Source organism: Stenomitos rutilans, assembly GCF_059505485.1.
The window spans coordinates 58,173-83,205 of record NZ_JCACKR010000116.1 but is presented as its reverse complement, the minus strand read 5'-3'; the positions used below and the strand labels follow the sequence as shown (position 1 = coordinate 83,205).

The window sequence follows — 25,033 nt, the reverse complement described above, 5'->3', positions numbered from 1 at the left end:
TTGACTAGCTTAAGTTATTGTTTTCAATTTCTCTAATTAATAATTCGCCAGGCTGGCAATCTAAAGCCGCACAGACTTTCTCCCATACGTCACCGCCAGGTACATACAACGGGTCGTCTACCAGACGATACGCTGTAACACGCGCTAATCCGGTTTTTTGCCAAAACCTATAACGCGTCATTTCTCTTTCCTGAAGAGCCTTTGCAACAAGATTTTTCACGACCATCTCAAAATAGTACCACTATCATGCTACAGCACTAAATTAAACACGTCTACGATACTGCTATGGCATAATAATGCTATACTGTTAATAGTTAATTGCGAGGTTTTCAATGGTCAAAAACGGTATTGTTGCGACAGCGGTTGGCCCTGAAGTTACGAATGGGGCGCTTGAAGTATTGGAGCTTTGTCAGCCATATATTGCTACTGTCAAGCTTGAAGGCGTGGCTGATATTCTATTTCATCGCTGGAATTGTGAAGAGGTAGAGGCAAAAGCGAATGCAGCGAAAGGGTCTAAAACCAAAAAATCAGACAATATCGAAAGTTATGTTTATCGAGATGATGAAGGTATATTGTGCATCCCTGGCGAATATTTCAGGATGGCTGTAATTAATGCCGCTAAATTCAGGCAAGACCCACGATCTCCGCGAAAATCGGCTATGGATTTATACAAGGCTGGGATTGTTGCGTTGACTCCACTTGCGCCTTTGGGTGTAAGTGCATGGGACTACGAACACAAGTGCCGTGTAACTGTGCAAAGGGCTGGTATAACAAGAACAAGACCAGCGCTTAAAGCCGGCTGGAAGTGCGAGATTAGTTTTTTGGTAAATGTCCCTGAGTACATTCGACCTGTAGACTTCATGGATGTTCTGACAATGGCTGGGAAGCTTATTGGCGTTGCTGATTTTCGCCCTACTTACGGTCGGTTTGTTGTAACCAGTTTTCAAGTTGGATTAGACTGATAACTTGAGGTTTGGCAAGGTTCGGTACGGTTTGCCAGGGTCAAATCCGGTTTGACGAGATCTGGTTGGGTCGGGTTTGCTGAGTTAAGACTTGGCATGATAACTAATTCTCCATAACTTTGACTTTCTTTGCTATACTTTGAGGTATGGAGCAAAGGTACAAGCTTACTAAAGCGGCAAAGATGCTAGGCGTAAACCCATGGACACTCAGACGGTGGGTGTATGCAGGGAAAGCGCCTAGCCTTAAATCTGAATCAGGGCATGTTTTTATTCCTGGATATTGGCTGGCAGAGCAGCTAGGTGAAGCCCCTGCCAGTAGCGGGGTTAAATGCGCCCTATATGCCAGAGAGTCGTCATCTGAAAATAAAGCGGCAATGGACTCGCAGGTAGACGGCTTAACCCGGTACGCCATCGCCAAGGGATACCAAATCATTTCGACAACGAAAGAGTTTGCCTCTGGGATGAATGACGATCGCAAAAAGCTCCACAAACTATTGAAAGACCAAAACTTTGACGTACTCCTGATTGAAAATAAAGACCGCTTAACCCGCTTTGGATTCCGTTGGTTTGAGTCTCTTTGCCCATTCAAAATCGAAGTGGTGAACCTTTCAGATAATTGCACCCATGATTTGATGGAAGATTTGGTAGCTGTGATTACGAGCTTTGCAGCAAGGTTGTATGGGCAACGCAGAGGACGTAAAAAGACTGAGGCTGCAATCAAAGCGATTGAGGAGACGGAGTGATGGCAGCGCGGCGTGACAAAGGAATGATGTCTCGGTCGTATCGGGTTTATCTGAATGACCTGAATCAAGGAAAGCAAGAGGTTTTGAAAGCCTTCCTGCATCGCTGCCATGACATCATGCAGTACTTCGTTGACCTGTATTGGCGGCGGCAAGACTTTCGCGGCAAGCTGGCTGATTTGTCTACCGCTCACCGTGCTGTGAAGCGGTTCGGGGCGACGACTCGATTGAGTCAGGCTTTGGCAAAACAGGGCGGTGAAGTCGTTGCCAGTCAGCGTAAGAGGATTAAGAAGCGTAAGCCCAATTTGCAGCGCCAAGTCGTGACATTGTTCTATCACTTCGTTAGCGTTGAGCCATTTCGAGGGAATGGCTTTAATTGGGCAGTTCGCTTCACTGGCTCTGGCGCTCCCAAAGGGTTGACCGTTCCGATTCCATCGACTAAGCCGCTGAATGAGAAGCTGGCGGATGGTTGGAACTTGCGGCAAACAATTCGACTGGGGATGAGGAAAGGCAGACTTTTTATCGACCTTCTGCTGGAGAAAAAACGACCTACACCCAAGACTGAAGGACGGGTAGTGGGGATGGACTCTAACTATAAAAATGGATTGGTATTCTCGGATGGGCAGAACGTAGGCACCGAGTTGTACCATCTGATTCAAGGCTTTGCAAAGCGCCAAAAACACACCAGAGCAGAGATTAAATCCTGGCTGGGTCAGGCGATTAAGCAAATAGATTTCTCTCAGATCAAAGTGCTTGTCATTGAAGATTTGAAGAAAGTTAAATCTGGCAAACGAGGGACGTTCTCTCGCAGGTTTAACAGGCGGTTGTCTCATTGGCTGTATGCCTATGCTGCAAGTTTGTTGCAGCGCCATTGTGAAGTTAAGGGGATTGAGGTTCAACGCAAAGACCCCTGGAAGACTTCGCAGCGCTGCTACGCTTGTGGCAAGTGGGACAGGCGAAACCGTAGAGGCGATAGATTCTTGTGCGTGAATTGCAATCATGCTGACCATGCTGATTTTAATGCTTCCAAGAATCTTGAATATCTAGGGTTGGCGGGAATCTATGGTTTCCGTTTACTTCCAAGTTCAAGATGCCAAAGTTTTGAATAACCATGGACTATAAAAAGCCATACTGATATTTGTGGCATGGCGATATCAGGTAGGACGAGGTTTGTTGGGTTTGGTATGACCTGGCAAGTTGTGGTGCGTAGTGGTCAGGCGGGGTGCGCTGAGGTGCGGTTTATTATGGCAGTAAAAGTTATGCCCTCTAGAGCAATCTAGAGGGCATAATTGAGAAGATTCTAATTTCCCTCGTCTATTGTAGTCTTGACAGGGAATTCGAGCTTGGCAAGCTCAAGAACTTTAGATCTTATTTTGCAAATATCGACTCAAGGAATTGAATCCTTGAGTCAAATTCAAACGCAGATTAACGCGATCGCCACTACCCCGTTCACGTTTGGCGGCGCGATCGACTCCATTCGCCAGCTTGCTCAAGAGTTTCAGAAACTGAACCAGACGACAGAACAGAATCGAGCAGCGAAGGAAGGGGCGAAAGTTGCGGCTGAGACTGCCAAGGCTGCGCAGCAATTAGCTAAAGCCACTGCCGAACAAGAGAAAACTAGTCAACAGGCAGCAAGAACCGAAACTGAACGACTGAAAACACAGAAAGAAGCGATCCAGGTTGACCAGCAAGCGGTGAAGCTGGAAACGGAAAAGGCAAGGGCGATCCAGGCAACAGCCAATGCAGCAGCAGCGCAGTCACGAGCGCAAGCAGCAGCGTTAAGAACACAGTCACTTGAAGAAAAGACAAAACCTGTGGAGGGGTTGTTCAGTAGTCTTGGCGATCTGGCTAATTTAGCTAAAACACCGATCGCAGGGGTGGCTTTTGCTTTTAACGAGGCCACCAATGCCGCCCAACGACTAGCACAAACTGGCGGACAAGCGTTTAACTTGCTAATTGGTCAAAACGTCAGACTCAGAGAGCAGACATTGGGTTTGTCAGCTCTGCTAGCGAACGTACAGCAAGTGTCGATCGGTGGCGAGAATGTCACCGATCCGGTGAAAGCAATCCAAACCGTCCTACCAGAAGTACAACGCCAAATTGATCAAATCCGCCTTGATTCACTACAGCTTAGCGGCATCACGTCTTCCGAACTGGTGGAGTCGTTTAAGCTAGTTGCGCAGCAGGCAAACGCCTTGGGTATCAACCTGGAGCAAGCCGAAAAAGTCACCATCAAACTCAATGCCTCTGCTACCACGCTAGGTTTACCACTGGGGCAGGCACAGACATACATCGCGCAGATTGCGAACCTACAAATCGATCCGACCTTTAACACACTGGCGAAAACGCTGGAATTGAATAACGAAAAGGCGCGATCGCTCATTGCTCAAGGCAGGTTGTACGAGTACATTGACCAACGCACAAAGGCGCTAGTAGCAGGGCAGGAATTAGCGGCTAGAGGCTTCGCCGGACTAACTTCAAACGTGCAAGAGGTCTTTGAGGTCGTCACGCAGAAAGCGGGGGCACCGATCCTAGATGCTATCCTTGAACCACTGAATCGAATTCTCATCAGCCTCCAGAAAGCTCAGCCAGAACTTGAAAAGCTGCTGACCAGTGTCGCTGATTTCGCAGTTGGCATCTCTGAAAAAGTGCAAACCGCAGGCAGTATCCTGGTTAAAGCTTTACAACCACTAGGAGAAGCACTGGGCAGTGTTTTGAAGGCTGGCGGCGAATCGCTAGGCGGTATCCTCAATAGCCTCGCTGATGCTTTTGTTGCCACAGCTACCGCGATCGCGCCTTTGCTGTCGATCGTGGGCGAACTCGCCAAAGTCTTTGCCAGTTTTGCTAGTACGGATATTGGGCGATTATTACTACAAATCGGGCTGTTAGCCGCGATCGTTGCGCCTTTGGTACCAACAATTTTAGCGGTCGTTGCGGTTGTGAGTAGCGCTGTCGGCGCGATTACAGCCGTTTCTACAGCGCTACCACTCCTGATCGGGCTATTGACACCCACAGCCGCAGGTCTAGGGGCCGTGGCGCTCAGTGCAGCTTTAGCAGCAGCACCTTTGGTCGCCCTAGCCGCTGCGTTAGCGTTGATTGTGACAGGGTTTGAAGCAGTCAAGTTGGCAGCGGTGAATGACGCGATCGAAACACTGAGCGAATCTACCAATAGGCTAGCTGATGAATCACTGAACTACGCTCAGCGCCTGAAGTCACTCAATGACATTGAGAAGAATGGCGGCAAGCTTACCGAAGAACAAATTGCACTAAAAAAACAATTATTAAGCTTGACCGCTGGTACTAAACAGTCGATCGAACAACAAATTGCTGATTTGAAAGCGCTGCAACCAGCAAACCAGGAACAAGCAAATGCCCTCAAAGTACAAATTGCCTTACTAGAGCAACGCGCTAAACTGCTCAGCGGTCAGGCTAATGTTGGACTGGGTAATCGTGCGCTACAGGATTTAGGTAAAACCAAAGATCTGATCGACCAAAGTTTGAAGGGTGCCCAGACTGATCTTTTGAATCCTGCGAAAGCTGAAGATGCGGCAAAACGGGTACAAGAATTTACACAAACAGCGTTAGACGCAGGCCGAATTACCAGAAGTGAAGCCGCCAAAAATCTGGAAGCGTTGCAAAACAACCAGGGACTAGAACTGAAGACTAGGTTGTCGGCACAGAAAGCGTTGACAGACCTTTTGCAGAAAGGCGCTGACGAAGAAGTAGCCACACTTAAAACTAAAGAGAAGACGATTGAGTCCGACCTTAAAGCGGGGCGCTTGAGCCAAATCGAAGGCGAACGCCAACTAACTGTCGCTAAAGCTGAGGAGCTTGATAAACAACTGGCCTTGAATGCTGAAGGTATTAAGCGTGAACTTGAGCTAACTGGCGGACGCAGTTCACCACGTTTGGTAGCACTGCGACGCGAAGAAGCTGAATTACAAGGGCAGAGAAGCGCGATCTCTGAGGATGGTAACCGCAAACGCGCCCAGGCCGAACAGACCGCTGCTGATAATGAACTCAAAATTTTAGAAGGTAAGCGCGTCAGCGGCAAGCTGAGTGAGGAAGCATTTGCCAATGAATCACTGGCAATCACCAAACGCCGTCTTGCGTTGGAGCAGCAAGAACTTGAACGACAACGCGGTCTGCTTAAGCCAGGTGATAAAGCGGGACAGCAAGCGATCGACGCGCAAGAGGCGGCACTTAATAGCAAGCGTGAAGCAGCGGAAGAGCAGTTTCAGTCCCGAAAGCTAGCGATCGTCGAACGCGCCCAGAAAAAAGCTGAAGATGCTGCCAAACTGTCTGAAATCAGTCGCAATACTGAGATTGATCAGCTTATTGCTGCTCGTCAAATTCGTGAGTCAGAAGCAGGGTTATTGCGGGTACAAACCAGTCGGCAGACGATCGCCAAAGAGCTGGAACTGGAGAAAGAAAAGACAGCAGCTTTGGAGAAGCTCCCCAAAGTTTCTGACCCGGTTAAAGAAGAAGAGAGGCAGCAGAAGATCAGGGCAAGCCGGATTAGAACGGCTGAATTGGCTGATAGCTTAGTCAAAAATGAAATTGAACAGCAGGAAGCCCTTTTCAGAGTCGTTAGTGAAAGGCTCGATCGACAAGCACAAGCTGCTAAGAATGCAGCAGAAGGGCAGGTACAACCACTTCAAGCACAGCTACAGCTACAGGATGCGCTCAGTAAGTCGTTAGAGAATCAGAACAAGCTACTAGAGGCTCGTAAGGGATTACAAAATGCGCTGACTGGGTTCGCTGAAAGCTCCTTAGCGCTGCTACAAAAGTCAGGTGCTAGTGAGAAAGATCAACAAACAGCCACTCTCTTAATTGCTGCTCAGAAATTCGCGGCACTGCAACGCCAGCAACAGCTAGAGCAACAAACGTTAAACATTCAGCTAAGGCAAAATGCCGCTGCGTTGGAACGCGAAAAAATTCAGAACAGAATTAGTCAGATTCAAAACCAGGCTGATCAAGCACAGGCTGCTGCTGACCTTGCTAAAGCGAAAGCTGATCCTAATGCTAGGCTCAATCCTGAAGCGATTCGAGCCGCTGAATTAAACCTGCAGGCCAAGCAAGCCGCTGGACTAGGGCTGCAATTACAAGGTGCTGAACTAAACGATCGCGGACGCGTGGAAGCTCAAACCGCTGCCGCCCAACAGCAGGCTCTACAGATCACCCAACGCACTCAAACCCAGCAAGCACGCTCGGCATTAATTGAGGCACTACCTGATGACGGGGCCAAGCAGGAAGCTCGGTTTCGTTTACAGCAAGAAGTCTTAAGTGGCTCAGGGTTTGGCGTGACATCGCTGGGAGATATTAACACCGATCGTATCCGCCAAGCTGCCATCACAGGGCAAGGCAATTTAGGTTTACCGGGTATTCTCAACCCACTAGCCGCGCCATCAGCTTTTGTATCGTCGCCACAGGTGCTGGCGTTGCAACAGCAGTTGTCAGGGTTGATCAAAGGGCAGACCGCGATCGCGCCCATCACTAGCAACAACAACAGCCCACAGTTACAGTCAACCTTGGATAAGTTGAATGCAACGATCGAGGCTGGGCAAGCACGCCCGATTCAAGCAACGGTCAATAACACGATCGCGGGGCCTGATGCTTCTCAAGTGGTTGACCTTGCTACTAAACGCATGACTGACAATCTGATCGGCGTACTAGGGAGAGTTAATTAATGGTGCAAATTAACCAAATTGTCATTCCTTGTCCGCCCTCAATCGTCACTGCTTACGGCTCCTTCGGCTCACTCCCCGGTGCCTGCGACCTGTTTGACAGTGTTAACAATTGGTTGCAGTTATCCGTGCAGCCAAACTCTTACAAAAAGTTGAGCGAGGGTAAAATCGAGGTAAAAGATGGTTTTACCTCGCCCTTTGCCCTCTCACCAACGCGACGGATAGGCTTTGAAGTGACGATCGCGGATGGTCGCGTTGAAATTGAGGACATTCTCAATACGCTGATGAACACAGCGATCGCTGACCCGACAACAATCCAAGCAATTACCGTATTAGATTACGTGCGACCGGAGACGAGCGATCGGTATGCAACGGGGTACACAGTCAGACAAGGCATCTTTACTGAGATTGCAGTTGAGGCAGGGACGCTGATGTTTGCCAATAGTGGTTTCACTGGGCGGCGATTGAGTACGGGCGGGTTGCGGGTCACATTCCAGGAGTTTACGCGACGGATCCAGTACTGATGGTGCAGACGATCGCCGCTTCCTCTCTACCCTCCACACCCTACCCCGATCGCGGTGGGGCTTCTTTGGGGCGCATCAATACAGGCACAGCGTTCAGTGGTGCGAAGTTAGCGACGATCGATTACACCGCTGGTAATGCCATTCTTGCTACCTCTGGAAGTTTGCCTGTGACGCCCACCGCTGGAGTGGTGACGGTGACACTACCAGCGGGCACGACACCCACTACGATCGTTGCTCCTGGTGCAGCACCTTACACCCCTGCTGTCGATGCGACCAACCCACAGTCAGGCGAGTATGTGCAAGCGGGGAATAGCGTCACCATTACGCTTAGGAGCGGCGAGAACCCGGGACATATCACCTACTTTGGGTTGGCAGGTAGTTATCCTCTCACACGCATCCCTACGGCTTATGTACCCCCGCCTTACCCTGATCTGTATGGGCAACTAAATGCGATCGGTGAAGCGGTTGTCACTTACAAGCGCAGTTTTGAAGGACATCCATCAGCTACAATCGCCTACTATGCGCTGATCCGCGACAAAGAAGCAATTATCAACACCTTCAGGAATCGCACACCCGCGCTGTTCTACCAAATGGGGTTAGAGGTCAATGCCCCTAAATTCAAAGAGTTAAGCCTGAGCCTGTACCCGGAAGGGCGGATGGTTGTAACCATTCCGTTTACAGGCAAATACCAGTATTTGATGGCGCAGCCGATCAAGCAGCGACCTCCCAATGTGACAAGTAGGCTGGCTCAATATGTACCGCTCACTGATATTGTCAGTCGTGCTGGGCTAACACTGACCGGAACAAGTGCCCAATTTTTCATCCCTGCCAATGCACCGCATAACGCTACAACAACGCTGGCAGGAGCCTTGCAGGAGTACATCAGAATCGATAATGGCTTTCAATTCCTCAGCAGCCCCAACACAGTTGAGGTGCGTACCTTTGGGCAGACGACGCAACATTACCTGAGCGAAGCCGATATTTTGAATGAACCAGAAACATCGCTGCCAGGAAAAGAACTCATCTACCAGGGACGGCAACTGGTCAAGGTTTACAAGAATACCGTACTGAACTTTGACTTTAGCCAGATTCAGCAAGGGCAGGGCAGACACACTTACTACGATCCGGTGCAAAACCCCAGCATCCCGCCACCGGAAATCAAAGAATTACGCGAGAGTGGCTTAGCGTTTGACAACGGTGGCATCACGAAAGAGCAATCATTTATCACCGCTATCAGTAATACGGAGCTTGCCCGCACCAAAGTGAAATGGGGTTTTGCCTTTGCGTTGAGCGATGTGTACGCGATCGCTAGTGTATCTGGTCAGGGCACACAAGCAATTTATAACAGCGCCATTAACCCCGCTGCTTTCTGGATACCGATCGAGTCCACGACGACGACCTTTACCTACAACCAATACGGGTATCTGACAGGTATTACCGAAACAGGCACGCGCACCTGTCGCTTAAAGCAGGAGCAGAACGGAGAGACGCTTGAACTGGCTAAGTCTCGGCTTACGGCCTCTGGTGCCGTCGCCGATGCGCTGACGGCTCAGATTGCGGCTTACAAATTTAATATCATCGCTCCTACGGAGAAGAACACCACCTATGAGTTGGCCCGCATGGACACCCTTTTTTCGGACACCCCGATCGATGTCGAAGTCCCCAGCTACTTTTGCTTGACTGAAACAACGACAGAGCGCAGTGAAACCACAGCACCCGATCCAGCTTCGACAACCTCTAAGCCATTGCCGCCTATTACCACTGGTAAAATTTTCTTTCAGCAGAAGACGGTCAATATCACCAGTACAATCCAGGGTAAAGAAGCCTTTGATTTGACCACCACAACGCAAAACAGTGAGGGTACTGGTTATAAGCAGGGGGCGAAGCAATCCATCACTGAGAAAAAGCTGGGCAAGCCTTCACCACATACCTGGGCGGACACGGCAACTGAATTATTCACCTTTAACCTTGGCAACACGAGTGATACTTTAGCCAGTCAAAAGATCAAGTACCTGCTCAACGTTCAAGGTTCAGATTATGGCGACTTGGGCGATACCTTCTCGCAGTATGGCAGCTACGCTAACCTAAAACCACAGCAGGGCAGTGAATCGTACCCTACGCCTGTGTTGCAAAGAGGTGTGAGGGCAGCAGAATGTGATCTGGCGATCGTCAACTCTCAGGGGAGTGAAGTGGTGAATCTAACCGTGCGCCGCAACCTTGCCTACCAGGAAGGCGATATGCTGTGGCGTAAAGGGCAGTTGTTTGTGATCTTTGACATCAGTTGGAGCGAAAAGCTTAGTCCTGGGCGCGTGGATTGTGAGGGGATGCAACTCACTCTGGGTCGCTATCTACGGATACCTGTTTCCGTACTAAAAGTACCGTTGCAGGTTTAGGTAACATCAAAAAAGGCGAAAACGTTATCGTCTAAACCGTTCTTCACAAGTATTTCGGAAGCGGTCAAACCGACGAATTTGCAGTTACCACTACCAAGAAAAGAAAGACTTGGCAATCTACCCACCGTCCTAAAGTCTGAATCCTCGATCGGTGGTACTTCGATTGTGACCTCATCTCTTATACCCATGCCGCGTAGGATGCGATTGTTGTAAGCAAGCCAAGAAAAGCGCTCACCAGAAACTAATAATCCATTTGTTTGAGCGATCTGACGCAAGGAATTAAAGTCATCACTGCTGAAGATGGTAAACGTAGCCATTAAGTCGAGAAGGAACAGACCTTTACCGACCGCTTCTGCAATGCTTGCTACTGTTTTTATTTGAATATTTTTAGCCGCAAGGGCGCTGGACACAGCAGGCACACCCAAAAGGTTTTGTACTCGATTAAAACCAGTAGCACTGGCACTTAAACCGTAAATTGTGTTTGTGTTAAACAGCCTGATGATCTCGTACAAAACATCTGTACTTAGCTGCGGATCTAGCCATTGAGTGTCTGTCCAGAAAACAAAGCCAGGGTTCTTTACGGGTGCCCCGATCGGTCGATACCGACTGTACTCTAACGTGCGTGAAAGTAATGTCCTGGGCACTGACGCACAAAAAACCCTGTCTCCAATCACGGTCACGCGCTCAGAGTTGACTACGGTGGCACAGGTCAGTCGTTGCGAAATCGGCGATCCTTCCACTTCAACCCAAACTTGCTCACCAGGCATCCCGCCGCGCGCTGTGAGCAACCTTCCCTGCTTGATCGGCGAGAGCGGAGTCAGGGCTTTGGGGAGGTCGTCTTCTAGTGGCATGGTTCCTTTATGGCATATCGCCGCTCAAACACCAGCGAGAAAAGGTAACAGCAAGCGAGGACAGGGATGGTTTCAAAAGCGATCGCTTGCCAACCTCTTACCTCCACCAGTGACAACAGAAAGTTAACTTGTTTCAACAAAGGATAGTGAATGAGATAGAGGCTGTAGCTCCATGCCGCTAACCATTTAAATAATTTAAAATCAAGCCATCTATTTGAATTTTTAGAAATCAGCCATCCCATCAATGCCCCAACGCTTAATCCGAATGCAAGATCAATGGGCAGAAGGTGTGGTTTGAATAGTTCTAAAGCCCCGGTTTGGGTGTAGGGGAAGCAGTAGAGCAGTGACGCTAGACAGGTAAAACCAAGCAGTGAAACAAGATGCCAGCACTTGCTATTAGACTGAGAAATTGCGATGCCAACAGCAAAAATTATCACGTACCAAGGGCAAGCATAATCAAGCGGTATCTGTAAAAGGTTTTGAGAGATCGCGGCAACACTGGCACAAAAAGTGGAGCATACTAAAAGTCCCAATATGTTCCACCGCCGCCACGCAGCTACCAGCAGTGGAAAGAACATGTATATTTTAAATTCAACACAGACACTCCAGAAAGTAATGCTGAACTGCTTTGCCAAGTTGGGGTAGACATCCCCAAGCAGTAACAGATTGGCTAACATACCATTTATTGTAATCGGTATAAAAAAGCCCAGCAGTGAGGCTTTGGTTGCAGTGATTAGACCAATCACCGCGATCGCCCCATAGTAAGGCGGCATGATGCGCTGACAGCGATGTTTGAACCATTGCCGATAAAAAATCGGTTTGTTCTGTCTCAGCGGTAGCCCCAAGCAAAGCCCGCTTAGCACAATAAACGTGGTAACACCCAGATGTCCGTAGAGCAACGCATCAGTCAGTTGACCCGTCGCACCTTCACCAAACTGCAAAATGTAGGCATGATGGGCAAGAATATAAAGTGCTGACAAAGCTCGAACTGCGTCCAGGAAAGAATACCGCAAATCAAATGCCCCAATATGCGCGTAGTGCTGTTGTGTTATTACTCACAACAGTTGAGGTATGCTCCGCACGATCAATCACTAACTCTGCGATCGCGCCTGCTAACCCTTCGTCATCACTATTGTTTAGTCCGATACGAGCACCCGTTGTTGATGTGGCTCCATAGTCCAGCCCATAAGAGTCGGAAACTGTAGATTTCAGGCTTCCATTGACATAGAAATCCACCTGTCCAGCGCTTTGTCTCACAACAACACAGTAAACATAGAAAGTATTGTCAGCACCTTGATAATGAGTCGACTCAACTACGTCTCTGAAGTTTGAATCAACATAGGTAAACTTCAATGCGTTGCTGAGTGCGCTGTTGCCTTTACCAAAGACGTAGTTCGCCCCTACACCATGCGGCCCTTTCTCAATGATGGTGTTGTGCTGACTGTCTGCAAAATTGTCATAGCGTGCAACCCCGTAATAGGTCATGCCCGCACTAATTTGCATTGAGCTTGAGTTGGCAATGTCTAGATAAGTGGAGCGATCAAACACGATCGCGGGTTTGCTGTCCGCCACAGCCGTAGCGTTCCATACAGGACGAACACCACTACTACTTTGTGTTGCGGTATTGCTATTGCCTGAAATGTCCAGAATTTGAGTTACTACACCACTCGCTAAAGTGACGTAATCAGTTTTGGCAACAAGACGCAGAGCAAGGTTTGTTGTTGCTAGAGCAGCAATCATGCCTGTAACTGCGCTTTCTACAGCGATCGGCGATCGCATCCTGTTGGGCACGCCGTCCATTGGCAAGCGATAAAACGGCATCAGGTTTCCACCTGGTAACAAATTGTAAGCTCAGCACTGGAGGCAGTTGTGTAACCGCCTCTCAATTCGTCGTTCGACTCAAGAAACAGGTCGAATATTTCCAGATTTGCATTAGCGTTAATGGCCTTGGCGTTCCAGAGACGTGCCAGTACGCTACCAGAGTTGTCGTTGAGTGAAAGCGTAAGCGAACCCGCAGTTGTACCGCAACTCGCAATAATATGAGTCACCCGGATTGTTTCAGCACTTCCAGCCGTCAAGAGAGCGGTCGTGAGGGTTGTTGTAAGTACAACTGTCTTGACTTTATTGGTGACTGGCATAGCTTATCCGTAAAAAAGATTCCACTTGTATAAATCTGCTTTTGTCAGCGTAAATGTCAGTGCAGGCGTAGTTGTCGGAGTCGCTTCTGTGGTTGTAAAAAAGGGATAGAGATCACCTGCGCTAAAATTCGTGACAGTCCCAGCCCCCGTGCCATCTTGCCCTTTAACGCCCCCCGGTGAGATCGCAGAGCCAGAGGCGATCGTGCTACTGGTTGAAGCATTGCCTGTGTAGCCAAGATTGGTCAGCACAACATGGGTCGCGTCTGTGATAGACGCGACAGAGTAATAGCCCCCCGTGGCAACGACCAGAACCTCTCCATTTACCATCCAGGCAGTTGAGCCAACCGCCACTGGAACAGTACTGCCGCTTGCAGGCTGAGTGAAACTGGCAGTAGTAGCGGTATAGGCATTCACCCCATTGGTACCGTTTGTCCCATTTGTTCCATTAGCGCCATTCGTACCTGCTGCACCCGTTGCCCCTGCCAGCACCAGTCCCACCGTCACATTAGACGCATTCACCAGCGACCCGTTACCAAACAAGTAAGTAACGGTCAGAGATCTGTCTGTGCCGTTGTCCACTTGGCTAACATACGTGTACCAGTGGTAAACACTCTTATCGGCATCACTAGCAAGTTGCAACAAGCTGTTAGCAGTGAGAGCATTGAGAAAATTGACAGTACTCGCTGCGAGACGATCGCTCTCTGACACTCTGATCGTTGTGGCACTACCAGGTGTTGCGTTGTTGAGCAATAACCCACCACTGGCAGGGGCACCCGTTATCGCATTGCTGAAGCTGTAACCAATCCCATTAATTGACCCCGTTGCACCCGTCAACCCTGGCTGACCACCGGGCACAACTAACCCACCGCTGGCTACTGTGCCGCCCGTCGCTGCATAGGCACTGCCATTGTCGATCGCTCTGAGCAATGTGAGCGCGCTTGCAGTCTTGCTTTGCAGCGTGTAACCACCCCCACCCGCGACAAAGACAGGTTGCCCCACACCAAAGAAATCCGTCACGCCAGGATAAGCAATAACCGTGCCACCGACTGCTGGTTGCACAAAACTTGCCGCGAGCGTGGTGTAACCTTTTGCCCCACCGATCGCCGTTGCTAAATCAGTCAGAATCTCAGGGACACAGCCATCACTGACTTTGTGGCTAAGCGCTGTCGCCTGCATATTCCCGGTAGGGAAGTGTGGCACTACCGCATATTGATAGCTGCCCGCTGCCAGACTGCCGCCCGTCCCGGCACTGCCCGATGCTGAAGGTGCGTTGAACAAGCAGAAAGCAGGATCAGCGTTTGTTGGCAGAGTGCCTACTGTAGAGCCAGAGTTAGCGCTAACAACAATGTTCTGCGTACCGCCGCCCGGTGTTACTGTGATCAACACTGATTGCTCAGTGATCACCCCGCCCACCTTCAGGTAGACCTTGAGCCGGGGCACATTGTAAGGGGCTGTGGTGCCTGCGATCTCATCCGGGTAATTTGCCCGAATGCTTGTCGGATATGTCAACGCAATATTAAGCGTGCCGGACGTACCGACACTGATTGCGCTGCTGAACGCTGCCCCCGTCGCCGTAGCGTCTGCTGTTCCTGGGGAGGTGCTGACTTTGGTTCGTAGCGCTTCAGTGGGTAGTAGCGTGTCTGACGGTTGACGAACAATAATTTGACCGTTGCTGGTACCCGCGATCGCTACCTTTTGCCCTGCGGTGTCTGCCACAGAAAGTGAAGCCGATCGTGTCCCTGCCCGTCTGGCAATATACCCCTGGAAAACGCCCAGACCAGGTTGAGAGACGATCGAGTTGGCCGCAGGTAGCACCCGCAGGTAACCATCATTCGGCAAGTCAGAGTATCGCAGAACGGTATCCCCGATCGCTTCTGCTAGGGCTGAATACTCACCCACGTCACCCACAGCATCCAGATAAAGCGTGATATCTTCACCATTGATAAACTGGCTAACTTTGTTTGCTTGAGCATTGAAGCGCACCGTGAACAGCGCAAAATAGCCGCGCGGCACTGCTTGCGGAAAGGTCAGGTTAGTTGAGGCATAGCTACTCAGTGTTGAGTTGCCCTGGGCGTTCTGCTGAGCATTGGCAGCGCCCGCAAAGAGCGTTACGGTTTTGTTGACTCCCACATTTGGATCGGAAGTGTCCAGCGTCCCGGTGGACTTACGCGCCAAACCCAGATAAGTGACATCGATCGCGCCACTAAATGCTGCTGATAAATTGACCCCGTTAGCAAGCACGATCATGCCAATTGGCGAAAGCGCCTCAACACTGTTTCCACCATCCTCAGTCAGCCCGTTTTCAATGGCTATTCTCAGTGGTGTGCTGGCACCTGCTACTGGGTTGTAAGCAGGTAACAACAGAGCATCGCTGCCTACCGCCTGCAAAGGATAGTCGCATCCTCCAGGGTTGTCCGTGCTGATACCAATGTATGTCGTAAAACCGTTGGGCGCATCGATCCAGGGGTAAGAGCTAACCCAGTACCCGTTAGGAGAAGCCGCGATCGCGCCACTCGTCGCATTTGGCTCGTATTTGTAATAGCCTGCTGCTACTCCCCCGGTCGGTGCCGTAATTTGTCGCACCATTCCCTGAAGCAAATCACTACCCGTTGGCAGAGAAGCTTGAGTGGCGATCGCTTGAGCCAGGGCAATCTGAGCAGGGGTGGACAAGTAGAACGTCTGTGGCAGCGTCACTTGTGTTATCTGATCAGACTGAAGCAAACTGAATGACCCCAACTTGACCATTTGGGTGACATCATTCGTTGTCGCTGCACTAATCACAACGGCATGGGCTGACCCCGCTTCGACTGCTGAAATAGCAGAAGACGCGATCGTCACGGCAATGCGTTGCCCTGCGGTATAGCTGACACTAACGGGTGTAGTAGGTAAGTTTAAGCCAGCGCGCGATCGCAGTTGGGCACAGAAATACAAAGTGCCGCTACCAGTGAGGGAACCACCGGAAACGGCACTGAAGGTGATGTTAGAGGCTTGCGATCGAAGGGTGGCGTAAACAGCAGTCATAGAAGCGTTGACAAACTACTCTCATTATGCCTTGGCTAACCGATTGTGCCTGAACTTCTACTCACCGATGAGTCCAACACAGGCACCGTGAACTGTTGCCGTCCCTGCAAAGACGCGGCAAGAAATGTCCCGTTTTGTCGCGCATCGGAGGCAATTGTCTCTACCTGTACAGTGACGCGATCGCGGTAGTCTTGCAGCGCCTTCAGTAATGCGTCATCTGCTGTATTAGCCATTACTAAACGCCTCTTTGCTAAAATCGATTTCCATATACAAATATTGACCTATATAACTCAGCGATGCCGCCAGCGCGTCCGCATCGCTCAGCGAAAAGATCGCACTAGGCTCTGGGTCGTCAGCCAGCGGGTCATCAAAAAGTATTGGTCATGGTGCAAAAAGGTTAAAGCGGCTCACTGCTCAGGGGAGCATCAATGAGCGCTGATTCGTACTGGGTAATGGTCGCTGCGTCCGCGCCTTCGTAACAGGCTTTATGTGCCCGGTAGAAATAGGAGCGAGAATCACCATCCCGCATGAGGCTGATGGTCTTGACCGGGCGCGCTAGCGGATTACCACAAAGCAGACACTTCCCGCCCGCCATGCCCGGATCATAAGTCGGAGCGTCCTGGTTGGGGCGGTCAAAGTAGCCAAAATAGAGCGAAGCCGCGTCAACAAGCATGGCGATCAATTGGTGCTTACAGCCCGATTGTGTCTTCGTGGCTCAAAATTGTCAAGCTTGCAGCCATACCTGGCGGACGGCGCTCCGCAGTTGTGCTGCCAGTGCCGGGGCTAGACCGTAGCTCCCCATGCCGCTGCCGATGCGGGCGCGAGGGTCAGCAGAGCGGTTGGCGACCAGGGCTTGCGCTTCCGTTAGCTCACCCAGCGACACGGCATACCAGCTAACGGATCGCTCAGCGCTAAATTAATCAGCACAGGTGGTGGTATTGCCAGCGGCGGCGTGGTGCCCAGCGTGACCGTCAGCAAAGGTGGCAATTACGGCGATGCGAAACCAAGTTGAGCAACTATATTGAGCTAATACAGAAGTTCTATATTGAGTTCTATTGTCTGGGACGATCGAAGTCACTCTTTCCCCTCGTGTAAATGCCGCGACGGGTTTTTCATGGCTTAATAGAGTCGTCCTGTACTAATGGAATCAGTACAATGCTTGCAAGACTTAAAGAATTGATTGATGGGATCGTGAGTCGCTTGAAAGCCGCGATCGCATCCCTAGCAGAGTACCAGGAGGAAAACGTAGCGCTGAAGGCAGAGAACGCTGATCTCAAACAAAAGCCAGCCGATACAGCAGCGCTACCTGCTGAGACTGAAGAACGCATTCAAGCCCTGTTGCAAGAGGCGGCAACAGCCAAGGCAGAAGCCGAGACCGCCAAGGCTGATTTAGCAGTGGTGAAGCAGCAAGATGTGGAAGAGGAGGGGCAAATTCAGGAGTTGATCACCTACCTGGAAGCAGCGACTCCGTCCGCATGACGTATTTTGGAAACAGATTGAAGCATGAATGATGCTGGGGAGATCGGGTACTCGATCGCCCCCTTTTGTTGACAGTAGGGCAAAATATGGGTGTACTACTCCCTTCTTGAAAGTCATGCGTCAACCGACTCTCGATGTGATTACAACTATTTCTGGCGTGGGTGCTTCCGTTTCTGGTACGCTAGCCGGCTTTGGTGTAGCGCCACACATGACGATCCCGATCGCGGGTGTTTTGGGCAGCGTCTTTTCCTGGTTTACTCAGAAGCCTCCAACGGCTCCAACTTACCGACCACCTCAAGGTAATTACGCGCCTTACGAGCCGCCACAGGGAGGGCAATAGCATGCCTTTGAACGAACCGAATGCGGCTTTAGCGCACGATCGCCTTACCCTTCTAGAACAGCAACTAGCAGCACTGGCAGGGATGCACGACCACTTAGAAGGGCGAGTAGAAGCACTTGAGACGGTTGTGGCTCACCTTCAGGCGTATCTGCCCCAAGCTGAACAACTCAGGCTGTCTGCTGAAGCCGTGGATCAAGCTGACATCAGTGACGCAGATGCGATCGCGGCCATGATGGGTGCTGCCACAATTGCCGCTCAGGGTGACAAGGCTTTGCCTGACAACATGATCAGTAAGGATGTTTAATTGGAGGAACAACATTGGTAGCCATTGTTGACAAATATTTCGTCTATGACCACCTGCCACAGCACTTGCAAGATGTAAGCAGACCGATCGCTGATTTAGCCAGATTAATGGATACAACATTGCCTGATGGCGCTGAAAAATCAGCAGGGATGCGGAAGTTGCTTGAAGCAAAAGATTGTTTTATCCAGGCAAAACTCGATTGAGTAAATTACCGCTATGAGATGAGCCGCCGTTTGTTTTAATTTACAGGAGTTTAACAATGCAAGCTATTAATGAGCAGCAGTCTCAAGAAATTTGTAAGCATGTTTTTTGTTACAACCCATACCAGTATTGGCGTAAGCCTCTTCTGCGTTTGACGTATCCTATATGGAAACCGCTCTTTAACCACATCTTGTGGGAGCTTTATCATCGTGAAGTCATAGATAGTTCTCGACTGCACATCGCAACATCGCTAACTGACAGAACCCAAAAACACAAGATGTGGTGAGATATGAGTTGGACTGTTGCGATCGCCTTTGCCGTTGCTGCCATTGCCATCCCGGTGATGATCCACCAGTCGGAGTTGAAAATGGTTCTATTTAAGCGATTCATCATTCACTCTAAATGGTCTGACGACGGGCTATGGTTTGTCTATTGCAAAGATGGGTCAAAGCAGCACCAAATATTTAATGTAGCCATTGTAGATCGCGATTTTGAAGAAGGCACTTACTACGGTTTTCAGATTATCGTCTGGAGATGGGCACTAACTGTTGGCGATCTTCAAACCTTTGAAGCCCAAGGAAGTGAACAGCTATGACTGAACACCTGAAGCCCGATCTCGCCACTTCTCAAATGAGGAGCCAGAGCAATCAAGAAGAGACGATCGCCGACTTGCAGAACCGAGTACAAGGGCTAGAACAACAGCTAGACATCCGCCTGAAATTGCTAAGCGCTTCGCTGGCTTTAGGTGGAGCACTGGCGATCGGGGCGTTGGCTGGGTTCACTTGGGAATACAAAAGCGACAACAGTTCGCTCAAGTTCGGGTTAAGCCCTGACACGATCGGGCAATTGCTGTCGATCGTCGTGCCTGCTGTGGGTACTGGAGGGGCGATCGCGGTAACGGTGCAGAAGAAGGCAAAGCCGTAACAAAATGAAAAAAATAATGACTGAAGCAGAGCCTTGGATTGAGCTGAAGTACGATCGCAATCCATTAACTAACGGTATGTATCTTTCAAGATGCGAATGGCATGGTGATCCACGAGGAGTAGTAAGGCTTGATCACAGAGAATGGGACTGCGTTCAGCATCTTAACCCTTGGCGCTTAGAAGTTGTTAGCCGTGATTGGTTTGATAATACTGTCACTGTTTGTCGCACAGATTTGCCTTTGCCAAGTTATGTCTATCGACGTTTTGAAGCAGACGTTAGAAGTATTTTCAAGACGTTAAGGTATCAATTTGGAGCAAGGCTGGTTTTAACTGCTCAAGTTTGGGGTTTAGCATATGTCCCAATGGGTGCAATACCTTCAACGTGTCATTTATTCAAGAGGCGAAAATGACAAAAAGATCGCCCGGTGTTTACCTCCGAGCTTGGCTCACTTTCCCTTTAGCACTTGTAATTGGTCAAACATGGAAGTTTTGGAAGTGGTGGCATTACCGTGTCTCTCAGAAAATTTTAGATGGACTGGGGCAAGCACTTGATCAAATTATTGCCTTCGTTTTCCAAGATGAGAATGTAGACGCTGAAGAGGACGATAGCGAAGCCTGGTTTATTGCCATTGCAATAGCCACACACAAGTTAAAACTACCATCTATTCATCCAGACGTGGTTGCTGAAACAAAGAGACTGATGGCTGAATATCAGCAAGGAATGACTGTACAGAAGACCAGTCGAACAGATAAAACAGTAGCCAATGATCGACCTTGAGCCACTGACACCACGAGAGCATGAGGTATGGTCTTTGCTCAGCCTGGGACTGAGTAATCCTGAGATTGCGATCCGGCTTGGACTGGCAGTACGCACGATCGACTCATATGCCCACACTATCTACGACAAACTGGACGTGCGAAACAGGACAGAAGCTGCTTTGCTTTGGGTGCGAACACAAGAAACAGTGGGGTAGGAAGGATGGGCGATCGATGTGGTTCAGATTCAAAAAACAGCAACCGAAGCCACCTTCAATCCCAAAGTTTGATGCGATCGCGCATCCTGCACTACCAGTGGTTTACGAGGCGTATGGCAGCATTGAAGCTCTCACTCCTCAATTGGTGCATCGGCTTACCATTGGCAGGCTTTCAAGCGCGACTGGCTACACGCGATCGCTATCGCCTGGGAAGCTACTATCACAAAAGATTTTGTCAACAGATGGGACTAGAGAAGAGGACAAAGTGATTTGGCGATCGCTCCTCCAAGGATATCCCACTCACTATTTAAGGTTTTCCTATCAACTTGTCAGTACGCCAACAGCACCCGCTAAAGAGCTCTTGCATGTGTGGCTTAATCTCAATATCAGAGGGTTTGATAAAGATTCAGTAGCACGGTCGGTGGGCGAATTTCTAACGTTTGTAGTGCTTGATCAAAAACTGCCAGGGTTGCTGGTCAGCACCAAGATTTACACAGCCGAAAGTTGGTTAGTGTTTGCGTTCAGCCGCGTCCGTAGTTTCTACGTTGAGGCTGGCATAGTGCAGGAGCGTGCGCCGCTTGATAGTGTGCGCGGGTATGGCTTGCGAGGCGGCAAAAATGGCTAAGTCTCTACAGCGCGTGACGTACAAATTCAATCCGATCTACGGGCAGTGGCGATCGACCTCCAAGCTTACGCCGCTCACTATGGGTATCCACCGGATGCACAGCCGGGTGTGGAACCTGCACCTGAAATCAGTTTTCCTGTAGAGCCTGGTCGCGAGATTGACTACGATCGCGCTTCCGCCTTAGACCCCATTCCCTGCTATAACGGCCAACGCTGGGTGAAAATTGTGAGCTATCCCACAACCGGGCGGACAGATGATTATCGCAGGCCGGGAGCATTAGGTGAGTGGGTGCATACTGGCAAAGATTGGGCGCTTACTTTGTGGATTGGGAAGTGTTGAGCTACTCAGCCACACATACCCGATCGCGCCCCGCCGCTTTTCCTTCAAGCAATGCTTCTGATGCGGATTGGTGCAACGCCTCAAAAGTATTGCAAGTATTTGAGTAGAGGGCAATGCCAACACTAACTGTCACCCGAATCTCACCTTTTGGGCTAGGGATGCAGAGCTTGGCAATTGCATCCTTCAACCGTTCTGCCACTTTAGTAGCAGCAGACGCATCAATCTCTCTTAACAAGACAGCCAGTTCGTCACCACCAAGACGAGCAACATGAGCCTCACCGCGAACATTTTCTTGTAGCGATCGTGCTACTGCCTGCAAAGCCAAATCGCCGCCACTATGCGTATAAGTGGTATTAATTGCTTTGAAGTAATCAAGGTCAAACAAACACAACGCAAACGATTGCGTTGATTGTCGAGGACGCGATCGCAAAGCAATTTCACTCTGCACCAATTTGACGAAGGTGTTGTGGTTGTAGAGGTTGGTCAAGCCGTCCTGAGTTGCCAATCTGATTAACTGCCGAGTCATCCTGTGTTCTTGTGTAGCATCGGCAGCCATAATCAACACTCGATCGCCCGGTAGTGGATTGATGGATGTGTCAAACCAAACTAAGCGTCCGCTCGACAGTCTGAACTCGTACCCTGCTTCTACCGTCTGTTGGGTATCTAGCGCTCGCTCAATCCCATTCATCAACTGTGTCGCCACCTTGATTGGTGCCACATCAAACGGTGTTGTACCCACCATGCGCTGCGGATCAAACAGCAGACTGTTACCCTCACTCAGGATCTCCAAGCAAACACCAGCCCGATTGCGGATCAGCACAGCAGCAGGTATGCGACTAAGCACTGTTTCTAGTTGGGTAGTGCGGTCTGCCAAGGTTCGCAAGGCTTTCGTCTTGAGACTGGATATGCGCCATGATTGAGCAGTGGCAACAAAAATGCCCAAGGAACATAGCAATGTCATGCCAGACAGAAAACGAGACTGCACCTCTGCCGCTTCCTGTCGTTGCCCTAGCAAGGCAGTTTCCTCATCTGAGATTGCTAGCAGTGACCGTCGCTCTGAATCTGTGAACAAGAGTTGCTTGGGCGATCGCGGGTCAAACCTCATCATCTCTGCTAAGCTGTTCAACCGTTTTTGCTGTGTGGCATTATCAGCAGTAATCTGTTTAAGTTCCTTAATCTCAGCTCCTACCGCTTCTAGACTGTGACGGTAAGCAGGCAGCAAAGATGAGTTTAGTAAATAATCATCGTAGTCTTTTCTGGCTCTGACAACTGTGCTACGAAGCTGCTGCATAGCTTCTATGACAGCGATCGAATGTTGCACGGACGATCGCGCCCGTTCCTGCTGATAAAAGCTGGTGCCTAAGAGTGCGAAAGCAAGGATGTTAGCACCGAAGCTAGCAATCAGACTTAGTTTAGGCACGGTTCTGGTCTCCCATACAGCCACCCTTGGAAATAAAGTTTCAAGCCAGGGAAGTCTTCAGCTAGCTCTAGCGCTCTCGACTCAATTAGTCCTGACTCTATACACTCCAAAATTAGCTTAAGCCCCCGGTGATGGGCACCAGCCATAATGCCGTATACAATGCACTCACGCCAGTGGTCGGTAGCGAGCAAACGCACAATTGACCCATCGGCTTTAATGAAGTCGGGCGCAACAGCCAAGATAGCCGGAATTGCTGCATACCCAGAGCCAATATCGTCCAGGCCGACAGCTAAACGCAACTCGCGCAGAGCAGCAATAACTTGTACAGAAAGTGGTAGCAACGCCGTTTGCTCAGTAATCTCGACATCCAATTTTCGTGGATCGACACCGCTCTTCTGTAATTGCTCTGATAGGAAGACAGGGAACTGTAAATCGTTGAGCGTGTGCCCTGATAAATTAATGGCGTGAGGGGTATCGGTCTGCTGTAGGTGCTTCAAAGTGCCAATGACCGCAAGGCGATCGATAGCCTTTAACTGCTCTGCTGAGGCTTCATTAATAAACTGACAGGCCGGAATAACCTCTTTGTCTGCCCCGCGAAGGCGAACAAGCACCTCATACAGAGATGGGGTTGTATGACCGCATTTGTAAATCGGTTGGCAGTAAAAAACTAAGGCACTAGACGCGATCGCAGTCTCAATGCGTTCATTCCAGGTGAGAGGATGGGACACGGTGACAAACATTCAGGGTGCTTCTATTTTGCCCTGCCAACCCTAAAACATAGCGATAATGGTGGTATAGGGATTAGCCTTACGGCAATTAAGGTTAACCATGTTGGGCAGTGCCCAAAACATCAACAATTCAATGCACAATTCATGCCGTCTAAACCCGATAGAGTCTGGCCGTTGCCGCCTGTTCAGCAGTCAGCCCCAACGCTTGGAGAATGAACTCTCCCACATGAGCCGGAAAGCTGCTAAGCGTGCGACCCACAGCAGTATCGCCATACCCCGCACAGAGAAACCGGGCGATGCCATAGCGGGACAATGCTGCCTCTGTCAGTGCCTCGACATCCAGCACTTGCATTAACGCCTGTTCTTCAGCGATGGTGTAGCAACCCCCTTGCAGATGGCGCATGAGTGCCAGCGCTTGTGGTGGCAGACAGGAATAGGCTAAGAGCATTTCTGCGTCAATCAGACCAGAGGAGATGGCGCACTCCCTGATGCAGGCTGCTGCCGCTGTAGTGGCTTGTGCCAGGGTGCCAACAATGTATTCTTCACCGTCAAGCTTGAAGGAGGGTAAGCCGTAGTAGGTGCCCTCGGTTTGGGTAACTGGACTTAGTGTGGTCGTGTTCATGACTGCTCCTCCTCCAGTGCTGTGAGGTTGTTCTCGTAGCAGATATCCACCTGACCGTCTTCGTGCTCGACATAGTAGTACCAGCCGATGAAATCATCCTCTTCCGTAAACCGAGCTTTGAGGGACTGATAGCGCAGTCCCGTCACCATCGCGGTGTGTTTGCCGTGCTTGACCTTCTGCCACAACTGGAACTGGGGTTCAGGGCGCTGGAGGATGTGACCGAGAATCTCAAGCTCAAAGGTGCTTAAGCGTTGATAAATGTCAGCGGGAAGGAGGGACGCAACTGCGTCAGTACCGTGCTTAACCATGATGTTGCTCAGAATGAAGGGCATGAGAATGGGCACCCCTTGAAGTGGAGGAGTGCCCAGAGAGATTGATTAGAACGGATCGCCGCTGATAAGTTCGATGTCAGCCTCTAAACAGAGGGTGTAGCCGCCAAGCTTATAGAGGTCGCGGAGGTAAGAAATCTCCCGGCAGATGTCAGTGAATGACTCGGATAGCGTAATCACATCGAGCTTCATGGAGCGATCGATCTTGTGGTTCACCAGTGTCACGCGGTGGATGAATTGACGCGGTGGGGTGACATCAAAACGGGTGGCTAACTCGTTGCTGGTGAGCAAGAAGGGGTCAGCGTTGAGAACGGCTTGAGTCATAATTGAGGGGTTCCAGTGATGGGACTTTGTGGGAGGGGCGCTTTCTTCTTCGCGGGATAGAGCGCCTTTCCTTATCTCTATGATGCGTTAACTTGTTCACACTGTCAAC

The 25,033-nt window shown here is 50.1% G+C and carries 32 protein-coding genes; 17 read left to right on the top strand and 15 right to left on the bottom strand.

All coding sequences use genetic code 11. The features are described from left to right. Positions 1-4 precede the first annotated feature (4 nt). A complete protein-coding gene (locus AC5JLP_RS23910) occupies positions 5-226 on the bottom strand; it encodes a helix-turn-helix domain-containing protein (RefSeq protein ID WP_496070474.1) in 222 nt (73 codons plus the stop codon). A gap of 106 nt (positions 227-332) precedes the next feature. Between AC5JLP_RS23910 and AC5JLP_RS23905 the strand changes: the two genes are divergently transcribed. The 6 genes from AC5JLP_RS23905 (at position 333) to AC5JLP_RS23880 (ending at position 10,306) form a co-directional block, all read left to right on the top strand. Continuing rightward, positions 333-962, top strand: a complete 630-nt coding sequence (locus AC5JLP_RS23905; protein WP_496070473.1) for a hypothetical protein — start codon at positions 333-335, stop codon at positions 960-962. A 146-nt stretch (positions 963-1,108) separates the two neighbouring features. Then, the gene (locus AC5JLP_RS23900) at positions 1,109-1,705 is read left to right on the top strand and encodes an IS607 family transposase (protein ID WP_496070472.1); all 597 of its coding nucleotides are present in this window, start codon (positions 1,109-1,111) and stop codon (positions 1,703-1,705) included. Then, positions 1,705-2,811 carry a zinc ribbon domain-containing protein gene (locus AC5JLP_RS23895; RefSeq protein ID WP_496070471.1) on the top strand — a complete coding sequence of 369 codons (1,107 nt, stop codon included), beginning with the start codon at positions 1,705-1,707 and terminating at the stop codon, positions 2,809-2,811. Before AC5JLP_RS23900 ends, AC5JLP_RS23895 begins: the two co-directional genes overlap by 1 nt. Positions 2,812-3,105: 294 nt before the next feature. Next, a complete protein-coding gene (locus AC5JLP_RS23890) occupies positions 3,106-7,392 on the top strand; it encodes a hypothetical protein (protein WP_496070470.1) in 4,287 nt (1,428 codons plus the stop codon). Next, positions 7,392-7,913 carry a hypothetical protein gene (locus AC5JLP_RS23885; RefSeq protein ID WP_496070469.1) on the top strand — a complete coding sequence of 174 codons (522 nt, stop codon included), beginning with the start codon at positions 7,392-7,394 and terminating at the stop codon, positions 7,911-7,913. The genes AC5JLP_RS23890 and AC5JLP_RS23885 overlap by 1 nt, the downstream gene beginning before the upstream one ends. Further along, a complete protein-coding gene (locus AC5JLP_RS23880) occupies positions 7,913-10,306 on the top strand; it encodes a hypothetical protein (RefSeq protein WP_496070468.1) in 2,394 nt (797 codons plus the stop codon). The genes AC5JLP_RS23885 and AC5JLP_RS23880 overlap by 1 nt, the downstream gene beginning before the upstream one ends. Here the strand turns inward: AC5JLP_RS23880 and AC5JLP_RS23875 are convergent. The 9 genes from AC5JLP_RS23875 to AC5JLP_RS23835 form a co-directional block, all read right to left on the bottom strand. After that, entirely contained in the window at positions 10,303-11,157 is an 855-nt protein-coding gene (locus AC5JLP_RS23875; protein ID WP_496070467.1) for a hypothetical protein, read from the bottom strand. The two genes, AC5JLP_RS23880 and AC5JLP_RS23875, sit on opposite strands and share 4 nt — an antisense overlap. After that, complete coding sequence (locus AC5JLP_RS23870) at positions 11,148-12,170, bottom strand: acyltransferase family protein (protein ID WP_496070466.1); 1,023 nt, start codon at positions 12,168-12,170, stop codon at positions 11,148-11,150. Before AC5JLP_RS23870 ends, AC5JLP_RS23875 begins: the two co-directional genes overlap by 10 nt. A 1-nt stretch (position 12,171) precedes the next feature. Continuing rightward, positions 12,172-12,978 (bottom strand): LamG-like jellyroll fold domain-containing protein, encoded by an 807-nt coding sequence (locus AC5JLP_RS23865; RefSeq protein WP_496070465.1) that lies wholly within the window; start codon positions 12,976-12,978, stop codon positions 12,172-12,174. Beyond that, positions 12,978-13,295 carry a hypothetical protein gene (locus AC5JLP_RS23860; RefSeq protein WP_496070464.1) on the bottom strand — a complete coding sequence of 106 codons (318 nt, stop codon included), beginning with the start codon at positions 13,293-13,295 and terminating at the stop codon, positions 12,978-12,980. The genes AC5JLP_RS23865 and AC5JLP_RS23860 overlap by 1 nt, the downstream gene beginning before the upstream one ends. Positions 13,296-13,298: 3 nt before the next feature. Then, entirely contained in the window at positions 13,299-16,316 is a 3,018-nt protein-coding gene (locus tag AC5JLP_RS23855; RefSeq protein ID WP_496070463.1) for a hypothetical protein, read from the bottom strand. A 35-nt stretch (positions 16,317-16,351) separates the two neighbouring features. Then, a complete protein-coding gene (locus tag AC5JLP_RS23850; protein ID WP_496070462.1) occupies positions 16,352-16,549 on the bottom strand; it encodes a hypothetical protein in 198 nt (65 codons plus the stop codon). Between the two features lie 164 nt (positions 16,550-16,713). Beyond that, entirely contained in the window at positions 16,714-16,989 is a 276-nt protein-coding gene (locus AC5JLP_RS23845; RefSeq protein ID WP_496070461.1) for a hypothetical protein, read from the bottom strand. A 51-nt stretch (positions 16,990-17,040) separates the two neighbouring features. Continuing rightward, a complete protein-coding gene (locus AC5JLP_RS23840; protein WP_496070460.1) occupies positions 17,041-17,199 on the bottom strand; it encodes a hypothetical protein in 159 nt (52 codons plus the stop codon). Then, positions 17,181-17,303 carry a hypothetical protein gene (locus AC5JLP_RS23835; RefSeq protein WP_496070459.1) on the bottom strand — a complete coding sequence of 41 codons (123 nt, stop codon included), beginning with the start codon at positions 17,301-17,303 and terminating at the stop codon, positions 17,181-17,183. Before AC5JLP_RS23835 ends, AC5JLP_RS23840 begins: the two co-directional genes overlap by 19 nt. Before the next feature lie 168 nt (positions 17,304-17,471). Between AC5JLP_RS23835 and AC5JLP_RS23830 the strand changes: the two genes are divergently transcribed. From AC5JLP_RS23830 to AC5JLP_RS23780, 11 genes are all read left to right on the top strand, one after another. After that, on the top strand, positions 17,472-17,795 hold the full coding sequence (locus AC5JLP_RS23830; protein WP_496070458.1) for a hypothetical protein: 324 nt from the start codon (positions 17,472-17,474) through the stop codon (positions 17,793-17,795). Positions 17,796-17,910: 115 nt separating this feature from the next. Further along, the gene (locus tag AC5JLP_RS23825; protein WP_496070457.1) at positions 17,911-18,135 is read left to right on the top strand and encodes a hypothetical protein; all 225 of its coding nucleotides are present in this window, start codon (positions 17,911-17,913) and stop codon (positions 18,133-18,135) included. Between the two features lies 1 nt (position 18,136). After that, a complete protein-coding gene (locus AC5JLP_RS23820) occupies positions 18,137-18,439 on the top strand; it encodes a hypothetical protein (RefSeq protein WP_496070456.1) in 303 nt (100 codons plus the stop codon). A gap of 14 nt (positions 18,440-18,453) precedes the next feature. Next, positions 18,454-18,642 (top strand): hypothetical protein, encoded by a 189-nt coding sequence (locus AC5JLP_RS23815; RefSeq protein ID WP_496070455.1) that lies wholly within the window; start codon positions 18,454-18,456, stop codon positions 18,640-18,642. A 287-nt stretch (positions 18,643-18,929) separates the two neighbouring features. Continuing rightward, a complete protein-coding gene (locus tag AC5JLP_RS23810; protein WP_496070454.1) occupies positions 18,930-19,235 on the top strand; it encodes a hypothetical protein in 306 nt (101 codons plus the stop codon). Beyond that, positions 19,232-19,564 (top strand): hypothetical protein, encoded by a 333-nt coding sequence (locus AC5JLP_RS23805; protein WP_496070453.1) that lies wholly within the window; start codon positions 19,232-19,234, stop codon positions 19,562-19,564. Before AC5JLP_RS23810 ends, AC5JLP_RS23805 begins: the two co-directional genes overlap by 4 nt. A 16-nt stretch (positions 19,565-19,580) precedes the next feature. Beyond that, positions 19,581-19,973 (top strand): hypothetical protein, encoded by a 393-nt coding sequence (locus AC5JLP_RS23800; protein ID WP_496070452.1) that lies wholly within the window; start codon positions 19,581-19,583, stop codon positions 19,971-19,973. After that, positions 19,970-20,341: a hypothetical protein gene (locus AC5JLP_RS23795; protein WP_496070451.1), complete on the top strand. Its 372-nt coding sequence runs from the start codon at positions 19,970-19,972 to the stop codon at positions 20,339-20,341. The genes AC5JLP_RS23800 and AC5JLP_RS23795 overlap by 4 nt, the downstream gene beginning before the upstream one ends. After that, entirely contained in the window at positions 20,328-20,537 is a 210-nt protein-coding gene (locus AC5JLP_RS23790) for a helix-turn-helix domain-containing protein (protein WP_496070450.1), read from the top strand. The genes AC5JLP_RS23795 and AC5JLP_RS23790 overlap by 14 nt, the downstream gene beginning before the upstream one ends. A 16-nt stretch (positions 20,538-20,553) precedes the next feature. Beyond that, positions 20,554-21,162: a hypothetical protein gene (locus AC5JLP_RS23785; RefSeq protein ID WP_496070449.1), complete on the top strand. Its 609-nt coding sequence runs from the start codon at positions 20,554-20,556 to the stop codon at positions 21,160-21,162. Positions 21,163-21,207: 45 nt separating this feature from the next. Further along, positions 21,208-21,501: a hypothetical protein gene (locus AC5JLP_RS23780; RefSeq protein WP_496070448.1), complete on the top strand. Its 294-nt coding sequence runs from the start codon at positions 21,208-21,210 to the stop codon at positions 21,499-21,501. A 1-nt stretch (position 21,502) separates the two neighbouring features. Here AC5JLP_RS23780 and AC5JLP_RS23775 read toward each other — a convergent pair whose 3' ends face one another. The 5 genes from AC5JLP_RS23775 to AC5JLP_RS23755 form a co-directional block, all read right to left on the bottom strand. Continuing rightward, on the bottom strand, positions 21,503-22,921 hold the full coding sequence (locus AC5JLP_RS23775) for a diguanylate cyclase (protein WP_496070447.1): 1,419 nt from the start codon (positions 22,919-22,921) through the stop codon (positions 21,503-21,505). Beyond that, positions 22,909-23,661 carry an EAL domain-containing protein gene (locus AC5JLP_RS23770; protein ID WP_496070446.1) on the bottom strand — a complete coding sequence of 251 codons (753 nt, stop codon included), beginning with the start codon at positions 23,659-23,661 and terminating at the stop codon, positions 22,909-22,911. The genes AC5JLP_RS23775 and AC5JLP_RS23770 overlap by 13 nt, the downstream gene beginning before the upstream one ends. 139 nt (positions 23,662-23,800) lie before the next feature. Continuing rightward, positions 23,801-24,271 carry a hypothetical protein gene (locus tag AC5JLP_RS23765; protein ID WP_496070445.1) on the bottom strand — a complete coding sequence of 157 codons (471 nt, stop codon included), beginning with the start codon at positions 24,269-24,271 and terminating at the stop codon, positions 23,801-23,803. Further along, a complete protein-coding gene (locus AC5JLP_RS23760; protein WP_496070444.1) occupies positions 24,268-24,579 on the bottom strand; it encodes a hypothetical protein in 312 nt (103 codons plus the stop codon). The genes AC5JLP_RS23765 and AC5JLP_RS23760 overlap by 4 nt, the downstream gene beginning before the upstream one ends. Positions 24,580-24,648: 69 nt before the next feature. Then, positions 24,649-24,924, bottom strand: a complete 276-nt coding sequence (locus AC5JLP_RS23755) for a hypothetical protein (RefSeq protein ID WP_496070443.1) — start codon at positions 24,922-24,924, stop codon at positions 24,649-24,651. Between the last annotated feature and the right edge of the window lie 109 nt (positions 24,925-25,033).

Bases quoted from the DNA above. Each gene is read 5' to 3' on its own strand.
- AC5JLP_RS23910 (WP_496070474.1), bottom strand. From the start codon at position 226: ATGGTCGTGAAAAATCTTGTTGCAAAGGCTCTTCAGGAAAGAGAAATG.
- AC5JLP_RS23905 (WP_496070473.1), top strand. From the start codon at position 333: ATGGTCAAAAACGGTATTGTTGCGACAGCGGTTGGCCCTGAAGTTACG.
- AC5JLP_RS23900 (WP_496070472.1), top strand. From the start codon at position 1,109: ATGGAGCAAAGGTACAAGCTTACTAAAGCGGCAAAGATGCTAGGCGTA.
- AC5JLP_RS23895 (WP_496070471.1), top strand. From the start codon at position 1,705: ATGGCAGCGCGGCGTGACAAAGGAATGATGTCTCGGTCGTATCGGGTT.
- AC5JLP_RS23885 (WP_496070469.1), top strand. From the start codon at position 7,392: ATGGTGCAAATTAACCAAATTGTCATTCCTTGTCCGCCCTCAATCGTC.
- AC5JLP_RS23880 (WP_496070468.1), top strand. From the start codon at position 7,913: ATGGTGCAGACGATCGCCGCTTCCTCTCTACCCTCCACACCCTACCCC.
- AC5JLP_RS23875 (WP_496070467.1), bottom strand. From the start codon at position 11,157: ATGCCACTAGAAGACGACCTCCCCAAAGCCCTGACTCCGCTCTCGCCG.
- AC5JLP_RS23865 (WP_496070465.1), bottom strand. From the start codon at position 12,978: ATGCCGTTTTATCGCTTGCCAATGGACGGCGTGCCCAACAGGATGCGA.
- AC5JLP_RS23860 (WP_496070464.1), bottom strand. From the start codon at position 13,295: ATGCCAGTCACCAATAAAGTCAAGACAGTTGTACTTACAACAACCCTC.
- AC5JLP_RS23855 (WP_496070463.1), bottom strand. From the start codon at position 16,316: ATGACTGCTGTTTACGCCACCCTTCGATCGCAAGCCTCTAACATCACC.
- AC5JLP_RS23850 (WP_496070462.1), bottom strand. From the start codon at position 16,549: ATGGCTAATACAGCAGATGACGCATTACTGAAGGCGCTGCAAGACTAC.
- AC5JLP_RS23845 (WP_496070461.1), bottom strand. From the start codon at position 16,989: ATGCTTGTTGACGCGGCTTCGCTCTATTTTGGCTACTTTGACCGCCCC.
- AC5JLP_RS23830 (WP_496070458.1), top strand. From the start codon at position 17,472: ATGCTTGCAAGACTTAAAGAATTGATTGATGGGATCGTGAGTCGCTTG.
- AC5JLP_RS23825 (WP_496070457.1), top strand. From the start codon at position 17,911: ATGCGTCAACCGACTCTCGATGTGATTACAACTATTTCTGGCGTGGGT.
- AC5JLP_RS23820 (WP_496070456.1), top strand. From the start codon at position 18,137: ATGCCTTTGAACGAACCGAATGCGGCTTTAGCGCACGATCGCCTTACC.
- AC5JLP_RS23810 (WP_496070454.1), top strand. From the start codon at position 18,930: ATGAGTTGGACTGTTGCGATCGCCTTTGCCGTTGCTGCCATTGCCATC.
- AC5JLP_RS23805 (WP_496070453.1), top strand. From the start codon at position 19,232: ATGACTGAACACCTGAAGCCCGATCTCGCCACTTCTCAAATGAGGAGC.
- AC5JLP_RS23800 (WP_496070452.1), top strand. From the start codon at position 19,581: ATGACTGAAGCAGAGCCTTGGATTGAGCTGAAGTACGATCGCAATCCA.
- AC5JLP_RS23795 (WP_496070451.1), top strand. From the start codon at position 19,970: ATGACAAAAAGATCGCCCGGTGTTTACCTCCGAGCTTGGCTCACTTTC.
- AC5JLP_RS23790 (WP_496070450.1), top strand. From the start codon at position 20,328: ATGATCGACCTTGAGCCACTGACACCACGAGAGCATGAGGTATGGTCT.
- AC5JLP_RS23785 (WP_496070449.1), top strand. From the start codon at position 20,554: ATGTGGTTCAGATTCAAAAAACAGCAACCGAAGCCACCTTCAATCCCA.
- AC5JLP_RS23770 (WP_496070446.1), bottom strand. From the start codon at position 23,661: ATGTTTGTCACCGTGTCCCATCCTCTCACCTGGAATGAACGCATTGAG.
- AC5JLP_RS23765 (WP_496070445.1), bottom strand. From the start codon at position 24,271: ATGAACACGACCACACTAAGTCCAGTTACCCAAACCGAGGGCACCTAC.
- AC5JLP_RS23760 (WP_496070444.1), bottom strand. From the start codon at position 24,579: ATGGTTAAGCACGGTACTGACGCAGTTGCGTCCCTCCTTCCCGCTGAC.
- AC5JLP_RS23755 (WP_496070443.1), bottom strand. From the start codon at position 24,924: ATGACTCAAGCCGTTCTCAACGCTGACCCCTTCTTGCTCACCAGCAAC.